Annotated in this window: 15 protein-coding genes; 14 read left to right on the top strand and 1 reads right to left on the bottom strand. The window is 69.7% G+C overall.

What is annotated here, in order from left to right; genetic code table 11:
- Positions 1-55: 55 nt before the first annotated feature.
- On the top strand, positions 56-916 hold the full coding sequence (locus AC07AG_RS06285) for an NAD(P)H-binding protein (RefSeq protein WP_478752424.1): 861 nt from the start codon (positions 56-58) through the stop codon (positions 914-916).
- A 118-nt stretch (positions 917-1,034) separates the two neighbouring features.
- Here the strand turns inward: AC07AG_RS06285 and AC07AG_RS06280 are convergent, their stop codons facing one another.
- Complete coding sequence (locus AC07AG_RS06280; RefSeq protein ID WP_361054391.1) at positions 1,035-2,177, bottom strand: YihY/virulence factor BrkB family protein; 1,143 nt, start codon at positions 2,175-2,177, stop codon at positions 1,035-1,037.
- Positions 2,178-2,194: 17 nt separating this feature from the next.
- On the opposite strand from AC07AG_RS06280, the gene AC07AG_RS06275 reads away from it, so the two are divergent.
- The 13 genes from AC07AG_RS06275 to AC07AG_RS06215 all read left to right on the top strand — a co-directional run bounded on the left by AC07AG_RS06275 (position 2,195) and on the right by AC07AG_RS06215 (position 15,139).
- Positions 2,195-3,832: an acyl-CoA dehydrogenase family protein gene (locus AC07AG_RS06275; RefSeq protein WP_478752421.1), complete on the top strand. Its 1,638-nt coding sequence runs from the start codon at positions 2,195-2,197 to the stop codon at positions 3,830-3,832.
- Positions 3,833-4,174: 342 nt separating this feature from the next.
- The gene (locus AC07AG_RS06270; RefSeq protein ID WP_478752419.1) at positions 4,175-5,467 is read left to right on the top strand and encodes a GAF domain-containing protein; all 1,293 of its coding nucleotides are present in this window, start codon (positions 4,175-4,177) and stop codon (positions 5,465-5,467) included.
- A gap of 97 nt (positions 5,468-5,564) precedes the next feature.
- Positions 5,565-6,128 carry a GNAT family N-acetyltransferase gene (locus tag AC07AG_RS06265; protein WP_478752417.1) on the top strand — a complete coding sequence of 188 codons (564 nt, stop codon included), beginning with the start codon at positions 5,565-5,567 and terminating at the stop codon, positions 6,126-6,128.
- Positions 6,129-6,323: 195 nt separating this feature from the next.
- Positions 6,324-6,407 (top strand): putative leader peptide, encoded by an 84-nt coding sequence (locus AC07AG_RS06260; protein ID WP_323178717.1) that lies wholly within the window; start codon positions 6,324-6,326, stop codon positions 6,405-6,407.
- A 116-nt stretch (positions 6,408-6,523) separates the two neighbouring features.
- A complete protein-coding gene (locus AC07AG_RS06255; RefSeq protein WP_478752415.1) occupies positions 6,524-8,221 on the top strand; it encodes a nitrite/sulfite reductase in 1,698 nt (565 codons plus the stop codon).
- On the top strand, positions 8,218-8,397 hold the full coding sequence (locus tag AC07AG_RS06250) for a hypothetical protein (RefSeq protein WP_478752413.1): 180 nt from the start codon (positions 8,218-8,220) through the stop codon (positions 8,395-8,397). The genes AC07AG_RS06255 and AC07AG_RS06250 overlap by 4 nt, the downstream gene beginning before the upstream one ends.
- Positions 8,394-9,107, top strand: coding sequence for a phosphoadenylyl-sulfate reductase (locus AC07AG_RS06245; protein WP_478752412.1), 714 nt, complete (start codon positions 8,394-8,396; stop codon positions 9,105-9,107). The genes AC07AG_RS06250 and AC07AG_RS06245 overlap by 4 nt, the downstream gene beginning before the upstream one ends.
- Positions 9,107-9,721: an adenylyl-sulfate kinase gene (gene cysC / locus AC07AG_RS06240; protein WP_478752410.1), complete on the top strand. Its 615-nt coding sequence runs from the start codon at positions 9,107-9,109 to the stop codon at positions 9,719-9,721. Before AC07AG_RS06245 ends, cysC begins: the two co-directional genes overlap by 1 nt.
- Positions 9,718-10,656, top strand: a complete 939-nt coding sequence (gene cysD, locus AC07AG_RS06235; RefSeq protein ID WP_478752408.1) for a sulfate adenylyltransferase subunit CysD — start codon at positions 9,718-9,720, stop codon at positions 10,654-10,656. Before cysC ends, cysD begins: the two co-directional genes overlap by 4 nt.
- Positions 10,657-10,658: 2 nt before the next feature.
- Positions 10,659-12,032: a sulfate adenylyltransferase subunit 1 gene (locus tag AC07AG_RS06230; RefSeq protein WP_478752406.1), complete on the top strand. Its 1,374-nt coding sequence runs from the start codon at positions 10,659-10,661 to the stop codon at positions 12,030-12,032.
- 230 nt (positions 12,033-12,262) lie between these two features.
- On the top strand, positions 12,263-13,393 hold the full coding sequence (locus tag AC07AG_RS06225) for an aliphatic sulfonate ABC transporter substrate-binding protein (RefSeq protein WP_478752404.1): 1,131 nt from the start codon (positions 12,263-12,265) through the stop codon (positions 13,391-13,393).
- Positions 13,394-13,458: 65 nt separating this feature from the next.
- The gene (locus tag AC07AG_RS06220) at positions 13,459-14,250 is read left to right on the top strand and encodes an ABC transporter ATP-binding protein (RefSeq protein ID WP_478752402.1); all 792 of its coding nucleotides are present in this window, start codon (positions 13,459-13,461) and stop codon (positions 14,248-14,250) included.
- Positions 14,237-15,139, top strand: a complete 903-nt coding sequence (locus AC07AG_RS06215; RefSeq protein WP_478752400.1) for an ABC transporter permease — start codon at positions 14,237-14,239, stop codon at positions 15,137-15,139. The genes AC07AG_RS06220 and AC07AG_RS06215 overlap by 14 nt, the downstream gene beginning before the upstream one ends.
- Positions 15,140-15,142 lie beyond the last annotated feature (3 nt).

Here is a 15,142-nt window from a genome sequence, read left to right as displayed (position 1 = left end):
GGGGGTGAGTCCCTGACGGATGGCTCCTTGTGGCGCGGGCCAGTTCACTGAAGTCATGACAGAAAACGCGCTGAACACACAGAGCACAGGGACCACTCAGAACATGACGGTCCTGGTCACGGGCGCTTCCGGCAAGACAGGGCGCCGGGTCGCGGAGGCCGCCGAGGCGGCGGGCCACACGGTGCGGGCCGCTTCGCGGTCGGGCGCGGTGCGGTTCGACTGGTACGACCCCTCGACGTGGGAGGACGCGCTGCGGGGCGCGGACGCCGCGTACCTCGCCTACCAGCCGGACGTCGGCGCGCCCGGCGCGGGCGACGCGGTGGGTGCGCTGGCCCGGCAGGCGGTGGAGCTCGGTGTGCGGCGGATCGTGCTCCTGTCCGCGCGGGGCGAGGACCAGGCGGAGCCCACCGAGCGGGCGGTGCGGGAGTCCGGAGCGGAGTGGACCGTCGTACGGGCGAGTTGGTTCGCCCAGAACCTCAGCGAGGGCCATCTCCTCGACGGCATGCGCGAAGGGGAACTGGTGTTCCCCGGCGGGGAGGTGCTCGAACCGTTCATCGACACGCGGGACATCGCGGACGTGGTGGTGGCGGTGCTCCGCCCCGACTCGGGTTACGCGGGACGGGTGGTGGAGGTGTCGGGACCGCGCCTGCTGTCGTTCCGCGACGCGGTGGCCGAGATCGCGGCGGCCTCGGGGCGGGAGATCCGGTACGTCCCCGTGTCGGCGAGGGAGTACGGGGGTGCTCTCGCCGAGTTCGGGGTTCCGGAGGAGGAGACGGAGTTCCTGATCGAGCTGTTCGAGACGAACCTGGACGGGCGCAACGCGCGGCTCTCGGAGGGGGTGCGGGAGATCCTGGGGCGGGAGCCGCGTGACTTCGCCGATTTCGCCAGGGAGCACGCCGGCGTCTGGAAGGTGTGAGTGGCTCCGGAGCCTCGCGCACCGTCGATCACCGGCTTCGCCGGGTTCGTCCTCGATCGCCGGAAGGGCCGTAAGACGCAGGCCGGGCCGGATACTTCCGGCCCGGCCTGCGTTTCCCTTACTCCGGCGGCGGTTCCTCGCCGCCCCCGTTCTTCTTCACATGCGTCCGCAGCCGCGAGGAGACATCGTCCGGGGGCAGGAACCGCGACCACCGCTCGGGGAACTCGGACGGCATGTCCTGGTCGTCCGGGTCCGCGGAAGCCTCCCGGGCGGCGGCCGCGCGGGCCACCACCTCCACCGCCCGCGCCTCCCTGATCCGGTCGTTGGCCGCCCTCGCGGCCGCCGTGGCGACGGAGGGCCACACCCGGTCGATCGCCGCGTTCACCGCGGCCCCGACCAGGACCGCGAACGCCGACACCCCTATCCACAGGAGCACGGCCACGGGCGCCGCCAACGAACCGTAGATCGTGGGTCCTTCGACCGTGCTCGTCAGGTAGATCCGGAGCAGGAAGCTCCCCAGGACCCACATCCCCAGGGCGATCAGCGCACCGGGCATGTCCTCCACCCAGGGCGAGCGCACCGGCACTGACACGTGGTACAGCGTGGTCAGGAAGACCACGGACAGCAGTGTCACCACCGGCCAGTACAGGACCTGCACCACCGTCGTGGAGCCGGGCACCAGCTTCACCACCGCGTCGGGCCCCGCCACCATCAGCGGCAGCGCCACCGAACCGATCAGGAGCGCCACGATGAACAGGCCGAACGCGAGCAGCCGGGTCTTGACGATGCCGCGTGCGCCGTCCAGGCCGTACATGACCGTGATCGTGTCGATGAAGACGTTCACGGCGCGCGAGCCCGACCACAGGGCGAAGAGGAAACCGATCGAGATGACGTCGGGCCTGCCGACCCGCATCACGTCCTCCAGTATCGGCTGCGCGATCTGGCTGACGCCCTTGTCGGAGAGGACCGTGCGGGACGCCTCCAGGATGTTGTTCTCGACGCTGGCGATCGTGTTCGCGCCGGTCCAGCGGTCCACGTACGCGAGCAGACCGATCAGGCTCAGGAGCAGCGGCGGCACGGACAAGAGGGTGAAGAACGCCGCCTCGGCCGCGAGGCCCAGGATGCGGTATTCCACGCACGAGTTGACCGTGTCCTTGAGCAGCAGCCAGGCAGTCCTGCGCTTGGAGACGTTGCTGTAGAGAGCGCGGGCCCGGTGCCAGCGGCCGGACGGCCTCCCGGGTGTTTCATTTGCCTGGTGCACCTCCTTACCGTAGCGGCATGGCAGCCACCACCCACACAGTGACCAACCAGGCTCCGCCCCTGGTGGGATATGACGTCTTTACGTCCGACCGCGCTCTCACAGAGGGAGTCGAACGGCATCTCGATCCCGCCCTTCTCGGTACCGCTCGTGAGCAACTCTCCGAACTCGGGCGCACGGCGGGCTCGGTCCAGGCACAGGAATGGGGAGTGCTCGCCAATGAGAAAGCGCCCGTTCTGCACACCCATGACCGCTATGGGAATCGCATCGACGAAGTCGCCTTCCATCCCTCGTGGCACCGGCTGCTCGGCAAGGCCGTGTCGCACGGCCTGACGACCGCCTGGTCGCGGCCGGGCGGCCATCTGCGGCGCGCTGCCGGATTCCTGGTGTGGACGCAGGTCGAGGCGGGGCACGGCTGCCCCCTGTCGATGACGCACGCGGCGGTGCCCGCGCTGCGGACCGATCCCGCGCTCGCCGCCGAGTGGGAGCCCAAGCTCACTTCTCTTGTCTACGACGAAGGTCTTCGGCCCGCGTCCCAGAAGGCCGGAGTGCTCTTCGGGATGGGAATGACGGAGAAACAGGGCGGCAGCGATGTGCGCGCAAATACGACGCGTGCGCGCGCCCTCGCGGAAGACGGCACCTATGAACTCACGGGGCACAAGTGGTTCTGTTCCGCGCCCATGTCCGACGGTTTTCTCGTACTCGGACAGACCGACGAGGGACTCACCTGTTTCCTCGTGCCGCGTGTCCTTGAGGACGGCACCCGGAATACGTTCGCCATTCAGCGCCTGAAGGACAAACTGGGCAACAGGTCGAACGCGTCGAGCGAGGTCGAGTTCGACGGGACGTGGGCGCGCCGGGTCGGCGACGAAGGACGCGGGGTGCGCACCATCATCGAGATGGTGGCGGCCACGCGGCTCGACTGTGTCGTGGGCTCGGCGGCGATCATGCGCCAGGCCGTCGCGCAGGCCGTGCACCACGCCACGTACCGCGAGGCGTTCGGCGGCAAGCTCGTCGACAAGCCGCTGATGCGCAACGTCCTGGCGGATCTGGCCCTGGAGTCGGAGGCGGCCACGACGCTCGCGCTGCGGCTCGCGGCGGCGTACGACGAAGGGGGCGAACAGGAGCGGGCGTTCCTGCGGATCGCGGTGCCCGCCGCGAAGTACTGGGTGACCAAGCGCTGCACGCCGCTCGTGGTGGAGGCCCTGGAGGTCCTCGGCGGCAACGGCTACGTCGAGGATTCGGGCATGCCGCGGCTCCTTCGCGAGTCGCCGCTCAACTCGATCTGGGAGGGCTCGGGCAACGTACAGGCCCTGGACGTCCTGCGTGCGCTGCAGCGCGAGCCGCTGGCCCTGAACGCCTTCCTCCAGGAGGTCGGCCTCGCGCGCGGCGCCGATCACCGCCTGGACGGCGCGATCAAGGGGCTGCTCACCGAACTGGCCGATCTGGACGGCATCGAGGCGCGGGCGCGCCGGCTCGTGGAGCGGATGGCGCTGGTGCTCCAGGGTTCGCTGCTCGTGCGGTACGCGCCCCCGGAGGTGGCCGACGCCTTCTGTGCCTCGCGGCTCGGCGGAGACTGGGGCTCGGCGTTCGGGACGCTGCCGCACACCCTCGATCTGGCCTCCGTGGTGGAGCGGGCCGCGCCCGGAGGGCACTAGAAGCGACGGGGAAGGGCCGGTAGGGACCGGAGGGAGTCACGGGGGTGGTGCTGCGCCGACACGGCACCACCCCCGCGTTCAAGCCCCGTTGCGGAGCATGAACGCCGCCTGAGCGGCGTTGACATCAGCTTCGGCCGCCGCACTCCTGTTCGCGAGAGTTGCAGACCGTTGCAAGCCGCCATCGGTTCATCACCGAACCGCCCGTCGGTTCACACCGAACTACATCCGTTCATTGCTGAACTACATCGGTTCATTACTGAACTAATACCCTTGCGTGCGCCGAGGGGGCACGATGGGTGGACACCCCCCGACGCACAGGCCCTGCTCGGGAAGGACCCGGTGATGAACGCGACTTCGACGATCAGCCTCGCGAAGATCTCCGCCATGGACTCCGCGCGGGCCGCGCGACTGCTCGCGGGTGTCCGCCACGCGGCGCTCACCGGACAGCAGCCGCCCGTGCTTCCGCGTCCGGTGATCGAGGAGTCCTGGGGGCGCATGCTGCTCGACGGGGTGGATCCGGACCACGACTTCCGCTCCCGGCTGCTCAGCTACGAGGAGCTGGAGGAGCGGCGCCGCGCCTCGCCTCTGACCGAGATCATGCCGGTGCTGCGGGACGCGCTCGTCTCCGTGGCGGACACGGCGCACCACATCATGGTGGTCTGCGACGCCGAGGGCCGGGTGCTGTGGCGCGAGGGCAACTCCACGGTGCTGCGCAAGGCGGACTCGCTCGGCTTCGAGCTGGGCGCGGACTGGGCCGAGAGCATCGTCGGCACGAACGGCATAGGGACACCGCTCGTCGTGCGCCGGCCCGTGCAGGTGTTCTCCGCCGAGCACTTCGTGGAGACGCATCACGCATGGACGTGCACGGGCGCGCCCATCACCGATCCCCGTGACGGCCGCCTGCTCGGCGTGGTCGACATCAGCGGTCCGCTGAACACGATGCATCCGGCGATGCTCGCCCTGGTCGACACGGTGGCGAAGCTCGCCGAGGCCCGGCTGCGCGAGAGCCATCTGACGGCGCTCGGCCGGCTGCGCTCGGTGGCGGCGCCGGTCCTCGCCCGCCTGGAGGGGCGTGCCGTCGCGGTGGACGCGCACGGCTGGACCGCGGCGGTCACGGGAACTCCGCACATGGACCGGCTCGCCCTGCCCAAGCAGCTGGCCGCCGGGCACATGTGGCTGCCCTCGCTCGGCACCTGCGCGGTGGAGCCGCTGCCCGGCGGCTGGCTGCTGCGCGTCGAGGACGAGCCGCAGCCGCTGACCCCGACCCGCCTGATCCTCGACGTGAGCGGGCGGCGCCGCTGGTCGGTCACCGTCGAGGGCGGTGGCGCGGGCGGCTGGACGCAGGAACTGAGCCCGCGGCACGCGGAGTTGCTCTATCTCCTGTCCACCCACCCCAAGGGCCGCAGCGCCTCCGGCCTCGCCGAGGACATGTTCGGCGACCCGGCGCGCACGGTGACGGTCCGCGCCGAGATCTCCCGGGTCCGCCGCTACCTGGGCGGGCTCCTGGCCCACCGCCCCTACCGCTTCCCGGAGGACGTGGACGTGGAGGTGATCCTGCCCGAGCGCCCCGCGAACCTGCTGCCGCATTCGACGGCTCCCGCGGTGCGCGAGGCGCGGAGGGTGCCGGAGCCTTGAGTGCGGCTGACCGCCCGCAGTCGCACCGCCGCCCGGGGACGGCGTCGAGGCAGGCCCGCCTTGGCCCTCACCCCCGCCCCATGGTTCTCTGACCTGCATGAGCCTCACTGTCACCACCTGGTCCCTGGAGCAGACCGCTCCCACCGATCTGCTGCCTGCCGCCGCTCCCGAAGGCGACGACGTACGGATCGTCCGGGCCGAGGTCCCCTCCCCCGAGTTCAGCCGTTTCCTCTACGCCTCCGTCGGCGGCGACATCCGGTGGACGGACCGGCTCTCCCTCTCTTACGCCCAGTGGCAGGAGGAGCTCGGGAAGCCGGGCGTCGAGACCTGGGTCGCGTACGACAAGGGGACTCCCGCCGGGTATGTGGAGCTGGCGGCGCAGGAGGGCGGTGTCGTCGAGATCGTGTACTTCGGGCTCATTCCCGCCTTCCGGGGGCGGCGGATCGGCGGGCATCTGCTCTCGTACGGGGTGCGGCGGGCCTGGGACCTGGCCGAGCGCTGGCCCGAGCTGCCCCCGACCAAGCGGGTGTGGCTGCACACCTGCTCCAAGGACGGCGAGCACGCCATGGACAATTACCTGCGGCGCGGCTTCAAGCTGTTCGACACGAAGGTCGAGCAGGAGCCGGACGTAGCCACGCCTGGCCCCTGGCCCGGCGCGTAGCCCTGCGGGCGGCTGTGCGGGAGTCGACTGCGGGACCGTCGTGGCTGGTCGCGCAGTTCCCCGCGCCCCTTTGGGGCGCCATTGCCGGGGCTGCGACAAGTGACCGACACCACACTGTCTCGTAATGCGAGACCATCACGTCCACATTCTGGATAATGGTGGACTGGGTCGAAAGTCCCGTGACACGCTTCCGTCATGGATCGCACTGGAATTGCCTTGGTGAGTCGACGTCACGTCGATCTCTGCCGCATGTCCAGCGCCATGTGTCCGGCGAGCTGACAGCACCAGCGCCGACGACTCTCTCTGCTTGACCACTTATCTGCGCACCGCCGCGCCCCTGGCGCGAAGTGTGCAGGTCAGAGCCGCCCTCAGCCCGCCTTGAAGGACGTATAGCCATGGCTGCCACCCCTGAAAAACCCACGACTGCCGCGCCCCGGCGCAAGGCGAGCCGTCACCGTGGTGAGGGCCAGTGGGCCGTAGGCCACTTCACGCCGCTCAATGGGAACGAACAGTTCAAGAAGGACGACGACGGTCTCAATGTGCGGACACGCATTGAGACGATCTACTCCAAGCGCGGGTTCGACTCCATCGACCCGAACGATCTTCGTGGGCGTATGCGCTGGTGGGGGCTCTACACCCAGCGTCGGCAGGGCATCGACGGCGGCAAGACCGCGATCCTGGAGCCGGAGGAGCTGGACGACGAGTACTTCATGCTGCGGGTGCGGATCGACGGCGGACGCCTCACCACCGAGCAGCTGCGCGTCATCGGCGAGATCTCGCAGGAATTCGCGCGCGGGACCGCCGACCTCACCGACCGGCAGAACGTGCAGTACCACTGGATCCGCATCGAGGACGTTCCCGAGATCTGGGAGCGGCTCGAAGCCGTGGGGCTCTCCACGACCGAGGCCTGCGGTGACACGCCCCGCGTCATCCTCGGTTCGCCCGTCGCCGGAGTCGCCGAGAACGAGATCATCGACGGCTCCCCCGCCATCGACGAGATCCAGCGCCGCTTCATCGGCAACCCCGACTTCTCGAACCTGCCGCGCAAGTTCAAGACGGCGATCTCCGGGTCGCCCCAGCTCGACGTCGCGCACGAGATCAACGACATCGCGTTCGTCGGGGTCGACCACCCCGAGCACGGCCCCGGTTTCGACCTCTGGGTCGGCGGCGGGCTCTCCACCAACCCGAAGCTGGGCGTCCGGCTCGGTGCCTGGGTGCCGCTCGACGAGGTCCCTGACGTGTACGGCGGTGTCATCGGCATCTTCCGTGACTACGGCTACCGGCGCCTTCGCACCCGCGCCCGTCTGAAGTTCCTCGTCGCCGACTGGGGCCCGGAGAAGTTCCGGCAGATCCTGGAGGACGAGTACCTGAAGCGGAAGCTCGTCGACGGGCCCGCGCCCGAGCAGCCCACCGGCACCTGGCGCGACCACCTCGGCGTGCACAAGCAGAAAGACGGCCGCTTCTACGTCGGCTTCGCCCCCCGCGTCGGCCGCGTGGACGGCACGACGCTCACGAAGATCGCCGACGTCGCGGCAGCCCACGGCTCGGGCCGCCTGCGCACCACCGCCGAGCAGAAGATGATCGTGCTCGATGTGGAGGAGGCTCAGGTGGAGTCCCTCGTCGCCGGGCTCGAAGCCCTCGATCTGCGGGTCACTCCCTCCCCCTTCCGGCGCGGCACCATGGCCTGCACCGGCATCGAGTTCTGCAAGCTGGCGATCGTCGAGACGAAGGCGCGCGGCGCCTCGCTCATCGACGAACTGGAGCGCCGCATCCCGGAGTTCGACCACCCGATCACCATCAACATCAACGGCTGCCCCAACGCCTGCGCCCGTATCCAGGTCGCCGACATCGGCCTCAAGGGCCAGCTCGTCCTGGACGACGAGGGCAACCAGGTCGAGGGCTTCCAGGTGCACCTGGGCGGCGCGCTCGGCCTTGAAGCCGGGTTCGGCCGCAAGGTCCGCGGTCTGAAGGTCACCTCGGCCGAGCTGCCCGACTACGTCGAGCGGGTCCTCACGCGCTTCCAGGAGGAGCGCGCGGACGACGAGCGCTTCGCCACCTGGGTGGCCCGTGCGAGCGAGGAGGCACTGAAGTGAGCGAACGTGCCGCCCCCTTCTACTGCCCCTACTGCGGCGACGAGGACCTGCGCCCGAACGAGACCGGTCACGGCGCATGGGAATGCGCCGCGTGCAATCGAGCCTTCCAGTTGAAGTTCCTCGGGCTCCTCGCCCAGGGAGTTCAGCAGAACAGCGGTGGAGGGGAAGAGATATGACGACCGTTCAGACCACAGAGCAGCGTACGAACGACGAGTTGAAGGCTCTCGCCGAGCAGGCCGGGCGGGACCTGGAGGACGCGTCCGCGCTGGAGATCCTGCAGTGGGCCGTCGACACCTTCGGCGAGCGCTTCTGCGTGACCTCCTCGATGGAGGACGCCGTCGTCGCCCACCTCGCCGCGCGGGCCCGCCCCGGCGTGGACGTCGTGTTCCTCGACACCGGTTACCACTTCCCCGAGACCATCGGCACCCGTGACGCCGTCGCCGCCGTGATGGACGTCAACGTCATCACGCTCACGCCGCGGCAGACGGTCGCCGAGCAGGACGCCGAGTTCGGCGCGAAGCTGCACGACCGCGACCCCGACCTGTGCTGCGCCATGCGGAAGGTCAAGCCCCTTGAGGAGGGCCTGACTTCGTACGCCGCGTGGGCGACGGGCCTGCGCCGCGACGAGTCCCCGACCCGGGCCGACACCGCGGTCGTCGGCTGGGACGAGAAGCGCCAGAAGGTCAAGGTCTGCCCGATCGCCCGCTGGACGCAGGACGACGTGGACGCCTACGTCCTGGAGCATGGCGTCCTCACCAACCCCCTCCTCATGGACGGCTACGGCTCCGTGGGCTGCGCGCCCTGCACCCGCCGCCTCCTGGAGGGCGAGGACGCACGCGCCGGACGCTGGTCGGGCAACGCCAAGACCGAGTGCGGGATCCATTGATGACAGAGCCGACAGAGCTGACAGAGCCGACAGGGTCTCGGACAGCGGCCGGTCCCCGACACGTATCGGAGAAGCACGTGACCACCGGAGCCACCATCTGGCTCACGGGTCTGCCCAGCGCGGGCAAGACCACCATCGCCTACGAACTCGCGGGCAAGCTCGGCGAGGACGGCCACCGGGTCGAGGTGCTCGACGGCGACGAGATCCGCGAGTTCCTCTCGGCGGGCCTCGGCTTCAGCCGCGAGGACCGGCACACGAACGTGCAGCGCATCGGCTTCGTCGCCGAACTGCTCGCGCGCAACGGCGTGAAGGTCCTGGTGCCGGTGATCGCGCCGTTCGCGGACAGCCGCGAGGCGGTGCGCAAGCGCCACCAGACGGGCGGCACGCCCTACCTGGAGGTCCACGTGGCCACGCCGGTGGAGGTCTGCTCCGTACGCGACGTGAAGGGTCTGTACGCCAAGCAGGCGGCCGGTGAGATCTCCGGACTCACGGGCGTCGACGACCCCTACGAGGCACCCGAGTCACCCGATCTGCGCATCGAGTCCCAGGACCAGACCGTGCAGGAGTCCGCGGCGGCCGTGCGCGCGCTGCTCATCGAAAGGGGTCTGGCATGACCACGACCGTGGCCACCGTGAGCGAGGGCACCGACAGCCCGTACGCGCTCAGCCACCTGGACGCGCTGGAGTCCGAGGCGGTGCACATCTTCCGCGAGGTGGCGGGCGAGTTCGAGCGGCCGGTGATTCTCTTCTCCGGCGGCAAGGACTCGATCCTCATGCTGCACCTGGCGCTGAAGGCCTTCGCCCCCGCGGCGATTCCCTTCTCCCTCCTGCACGTCGACACCGGGCACAACTTCCCCGAGGTCCTTGAATACCGCGACCGCGTCGTCGCCCAGCACGGCCTTCGCCTCCACGTCGCCTCCGTGCAGGACTACATCGACGCGGGCAAGCTGCGCGAGCGTCCCGACGGCACGCGCAACCCGCTCCAGACCGTCCCGCTCACCGAGAAGATCCAGAGCGAGAAGTTCGACGCCGTGTTCGGCGGCGGGCGACGCGACGAGGAGAAGGCCCGCGCCAAGGAGCGCGTCTTCTCCTTGCGGGACGAGTTCTCGCAGTGGGACCCGCGCCGTCAGCGCCCCGAGCTGTGGCAGCTGTACAACGGCCGCCACGCTCCCGGCGAGCACGTCCGCGTCTTCCCGATCTCCAACTGGACCGAGCTGGACGTCTGGCAGTACATCGCCCGCGAGGGCATCGAGCTCCCCGAGATCTACTTCGCGCACGAGCGGGACGTGTTCCAGCGCTCGGGCATGTGGCTGACCGCCGGCGAGTGGGGCGGCCCCAAGGACGACGAGACGGTCGAGAAGCGGCTCGTCCGCTACCGCACGGTCGGTGACATGTCCTGCACCGGTGCCGTCGACTCCGACGCCACCACGCTGGACGCCGTCATCACCGAGATCGCCGCCTCCCGTCTGACCGAGCGCGGCGCCACCCGCGCCGACGACAAGATGTCCGAGGCCGCGATGGAAGACCGCAAGCGCGAGGGGTACTTCTAAACATGACCAGCACCACCGAACCCGACAAGGCGCAGCCGCTCTCCACCGAGCAGCTGTCGGCCACCACCCTGCTGCGGTTCGCCACCGCGGGGTCCGTCGACGACGGCAAGTCCACCCTGGTGGGGCGGCTCCTGCACGACTCCAAGTCGGTCCTCACCGACCAGCTGGAGGCCGTGGAGCGCGTCTCGCTGGGCCGTGGCCAGGAGGCGCCCGACCTGGCGCTGCTCACCGACGGCCTGCGGGCCGAGCGCGAGCAGGGCATCACCATCGACGTCGCCTACCGCTACTTCGCGACCCCGCGGCGCCGGTTCATCCTCGCCGACACCCCGGGCCACGTGCAGTACACGCGGAACATGGTCACCGGTGCCTCGACGGCCGACCTCGCCGTGGTCCTGGTCGACGCCCGCAACGGCGTCATCGAGCAGACCCGCAGGCACGCCGCCGTGGCCGCGCTCCTGCGCGTCCCGCACGTCGTGCTCGCCGTGAACAAGATGGACCTCGTCGCGTACGAGGAGACCGTCTTCGCGAAGATCGCCGAGGAATTCACCGCGTACGCCAGTGAGTTGGGCGTACCGGAGATCACCGCGATCCCGATCTCGGCGCTCGCCGGCGACAACGTGGTGGAGCCGTCCTCCAACATGGACTGGTACGGCGGCCCGACCGTCCTCGAACACCTGGAGACGGTCCCGGTCAGCCACGACCTGACCTCCTGCCACGCGCGCCTGCCCGTCCAGTACGTGATCCGCCCGCAGACCGCCGAGCACCCCGACTACCGGGGTTACGCGGGGCAGATCGCGGCGGGCACCTTCCGGGTCGGCGAGTCCGTGACCGTGCTTCCCTCGGGCAAGACGTCGAAGATCGCCGGGATCGACCTCCTGGGCGAGCCGGTGGACGTCGCCTGGACGCCGCAGTCCGTGACGCTGCTCCTGGAGAGCGACATCGACATCGCGCGCGGCGACCTGATCGTGCCGAGCGGTGACCAGCCGCCGATCTCGCAGGACCTCACGGCGACGGTCTGCCATGTCGCGGACACCGCGCTCGCCGTCGGCCAGCGGGTGCTGCTCAAGCACACCACGCGCACGGTCAAGGCGATCGTCAAGGAGATCCCCTCGCGGCTCACCCTGGACGACCTCTCCCAGCACCCGGCCCCCGGCGAGCTGGTGGCCAACGACATCGGCCGCGTCGTCATCCGCACCGCGGAGCCGATCGCCGTTGACGCGTACGCCGCGTCGCGCCGCACCGGTTCCTTCCTCCTGATCGACCCGGCGGACGGCACGACGCTCGCGGCGGGCATGGCGGGCGACGCGTTCGCCACCGCCGAAGAGAGCGCCGACGATGCCAAGTCGGCGGCGGACGACGAGGGTTGGGACTTCTGACCATGACCTCGATCGACTACTTCTCGACCTTCGCGAAGGAGGGCGGCCGCGTCGGCAGCGGCGCCCTCGGCAGCGGTCAGGGCGGGGTGGGGCGATGTGCGTGATGACGTACGCGCACCGCTTGCGCGCCCACACCCCCCGCGAGTTCGACCTGCGAAGACGAAAACCTGCCGATCTCCCGGCCGCGCCCTGAGGGCGTGAGAGCCGGGCCAACGAGAGGACCACCTCCCGTGCCTGCCAGCTTCCGCACACCACGCACCACCGGCCGCCGCCGCGCCCTGGCCGCCGTGGCCGCCCTGCCGCTGTTCGCCGTGGTGCTCACCTCCTGCGGCTACGGATCCTCCGCCGACAAGGAGGACGACAAGGCCAAGGTGGCCGCCGGTGCGAAGAAGATCGAGGGCCTGGACGAGGTGAAGATCGGGTACTTCCCGAACCTCACGCACGCCACGGCGCTCGTCGGTGACCAGGAGGGCCTGTTCCAGAAGGAACTGGGCGCGACGAAGGCGAAGTACACACAGTTCAACGCCGGTCCTTCGGAGATCGAGGCGCTGAACTCGAAGTCCATCGACATCGGCTGGATCGGCCCCTCCCCCGCGATCAACGGCTACACCAAGTCCCAGGGCAAGAACCTGCGCATCATCGGCGGCTCGGCCTCCGGTGGCGTGAAGCTGGTGGTCAACCCCAAGAAGATCAAGTCCCTCGACGACGTCAAGGGCAAGAAGATCGCGACGCCTCAGCTCGGCAACACCCAGGACGTGGCCTTCCTCAACTGGATCGCCGAGAAGGGCTGGAAGGTCGACGCGGAGAGCGGCAAGGGCGACGTCTCGGTGGTCCGCTCCGACAACAAGATCACCCCGGACGCCTACAAGTCCGGCTCCATCGACGGTGCCTGGGTGCCCGAGCCGACCGCATCGAAGCTGGTCGCCGACGGCGGCAAGGTGATCCTCGACGAGGCCGACCTGTGGCCGGACAAGAAGTTCGTGATCACGAACATCATCGTGTCGCAGTCGTTCCTGAAGGAGCACCCGAAGGTCGTCGAGGCGGTCCTGCGCGGTTCGGTGAAGACCAACCAGTGGATCAAGGACAACCCCGACAAGGCGAAGGCCTCCGCCAACGCCGCCCTCAAGGAGGCGTCGGGCAAGGAGCTGCCCGCCGAGGTCATCGACCCGGCGTGGAAGTCCATCCAGACCACGGACGACCCGCTGGCCGCCACGCTCGACTCCGAGGCCAAGCACGCCGTGAAGGCGGGGCTCCTGGAGAAGCCGAACCTCAAGGGAATCTACGACCTGAGGCCGCTGAACAAGGTCCTCGAGGCCGCGGGTCGGCCCGCCGTCGACGACGCCGGTCTCGGCGTCAAGTAACCCCGGAATCATCCCCCACTGCTCAATGCGTGGGGGCACCCCCAAGTTCCCAGGAGGTGACGACCATGGCGACGACCACCCTCGCCAAGGCGGCGGACGACATCACGGCCGCCCCGCACGCAGCCCGGATCGAGCACGTCTCGAAGTCCTTCGCCACGCCCGCCGGGCAGCAGCTCGTCCTGGACGACATCACCCTCGATGTCGCGCCGGGCGAGTTCGTCACCCTCCTGGGAGCATCGGGCTGCGGCAAGTCGACGCTGCTCAATCTGGTGGCGGGGCTCGACAAGCCGTCGGCCGGCGACATCGCCACCGACGGCCGCCCCGCCCTGATGTTCCAGGAGCACGCGCTGTTCCCGTGGCTGACCGCGGGCAAGAACATCGAGCTCGCCCTGAAGCTGCGCGGCGTCGCGAAGGCGGAGCGGCGCGAGCGTGCCGAGGAGCTCCTGGGCCTCGTACGGCTCCAAGGGGCGTACGGCAAGCGGGTGCACGAGCTGTCCGGCGGCATGCGCCAGCGCGTCGCCCTGGCCCGCGCGCTCGCGCAGGACAGCAAGATCCTGCTGATGGACGAGCCGTTCGCGGCGCTCGACGCGATCACGCGTGACGTCCTGCACGACGAGCTCACCCGCATCTGGCGCGAGACGAACGTCTCCGTCCTGTTCGTCACGCACAACGTGCGCGAGGCGGTCCGCCTCGCCGAGCGCGTCGTGCTCCTCTCGTCGCGTCCGGGCCGGGTGGCGCACGAGTGGCGGGTGGACATCCCCCACCCGCGTCGCATCGAGGACTCCGCCGTCGCGGAACTGTCCGTCGAGATCACCGAACAACTGCGTGGGGAGATCCGCCGACATGGCCAGCACTGACACTCCGGTCGACAAGGCTGAGAGGGACAGCAGCCAGGACCTGGCCGGTCTGGAGGCGGGCCTCGACGCCCTGGACGCGGTCCAGACCCGGCGTACGCCCTTCCGCCAGACCTTCGTCCAGAAGATCCTGCCCCCGGTGACCGCCATCGTGCTGGTCCTGGTGGTCTGGCAGATCCTGGTGTGGGCCAAGGTCACCGACTCGTACAAGCTGCCCGCGCCGTCCGCCGTCTGGGACGAGGTGCAGGAGGCCTGGCTGCAGGGCACGCTCCTGGAGTACATCTGGACGTCCGTCTCGCGCGGTCTGCTCGGCTTCCTGATGGCGCTGGTGATCGGCACGCCGCTCGGTCTGATCGTGGCCCGGGTGCGGTTCGTCAGGGCCGCGATCGGCCCCATCCTGTCCGGTCTGCAGTCGCTGCCCTCGGTGGCCTGGGTGCCGCCGGCCGTGATCTGGCTCGGGCTCAACGACCAGATGATGTACGCGGTGATCCTGCTCGGCGCGGTCCCCTCGATCGCCAACGGCCTGGTCGCGGGCGTCGACCAGGTGCCGCCGCTCTTCCTGCGGGCGGGCCGCACCCTGGGGGCGACGGGCCTGCGCCACACCTGGCACATCGTCATGCCGGCGGCGCTGCCCGGCTACCTCGCGGGCCTGAAGCAGGGCTGGGCGTTCTCGTGGCGCTCGCTCATGGCCGCGGAGATCATCGCGCAGTCCCCCGATCTGGGCATGGGCCTCGGCCAACTCCTGGAGGCGGGCCGCACGAACAGCAGCATGTCGCAGGTGTTCTTCGCGATCCTGCTCATCCTGATCGTCGGCATCGCCATCGACCTGCTGATCTTCAGCCCGCTGGAGCGGCGCGTCCTGCGCAGCCGCGGACTCCTCGTGAGGAGCTGACCA

This window comes from Streptomyces sp. NPDC044044 (genome assembly GCF_056434405.1).
This window is presented reverse-complemented; position numbering and strand designations above follow the sequence as displayed.

What these genes read in the sequence shown, in the direction of transcription:
- cysD (WP_478752408.1), top strand. Translation starts at nt 9,718, where the DNA reads ATGACCACGACCGTGGCCACCGTGAGCGAGGGCACCGACAGCCCGTAC.
- cysC (WP_478752410.1), top strand. Translation starts at nt 9,107, where the DNA reads ATGACAGAGCCGACAGAGCTGACAGAGCCGACAGGGTCTCGGACAGCG.
- AC07AG_RS06245 (WP_478752412.1), top strand. Translation starts at nt 8,394, where the DNA reads ATGACGACCGTTCAGACCACAGAGCAGCGTACGAACGACGAGTTGAAG.
- AC07AG_RS06285 (WP_478752424.1), top strand. Translation starts at nt 56, where the DNA reads ATGACAGAAAACGCGCTGAACACACAGAGCACAGGGACCACTCAGAAC.
- AC07AG_RS06255 (WP_478752415.1), top strand. Translation starts at nt 6,524, where the DNA reads ATGGCTGCCACCCCTGAAAAACCCACGACTGCCGCGCCCCGGCGCAAG.
- AC07AG_RS06270 (WP_478752419.1), top strand. Translation starts at nt 4,175, where the DNA reads ATGAACGCGACTTCGACGATCAGCCTCGCGAAGATCTCCGCCATGGAC.
- AC07AG_RS06220 (WP_478752402.1), top strand. Translation starts at nt 13,459, where the DNA reads ATGGCGACGACCACCCTCGCCAAGGCGGCGGACGACATCACGGCCGCC.
- AC07AG_RS06215 (WP_478752400.1), top strand. Translation starts at nt 14,237, where the DNA reads ATGGCCAGCACTGACACTCCGGTCGACAAGGCTGAGAGGGACAGCAGC.
- AC07AG_RS06230 (WP_478752406.1), top strand. Translation starts at nt 10,659, where the DNA reads ATGACCAGCACCACCGAACCCGACAAGGCGCAGCCGCTCTCCACCGAG.
- AC07AG_RS06260 (WP_323178717.1), top strand. Translation starts at nt 6,324, where the DNA reads ATGGATCGCACTGGAATTGCCTTGGTGAGTCGACGTCACGTCGATCTC.
- AC07AG_RS06265 (WP_478752417.1), top strand. Translation starts at nt 5,565, where the DNA reads ATGAGCCTCACTGTCACCACCTGGTCCCTGGAGCAGACCGCTCCCACC.
- AC07AG_RS06275 (WP_478752421.1), top strand. Translation starts at nt 2,195, where the DNA reads ATGGCAGCCACCACCCACACAGTGACCAACCAGGCTCCGCCCCTGGTG.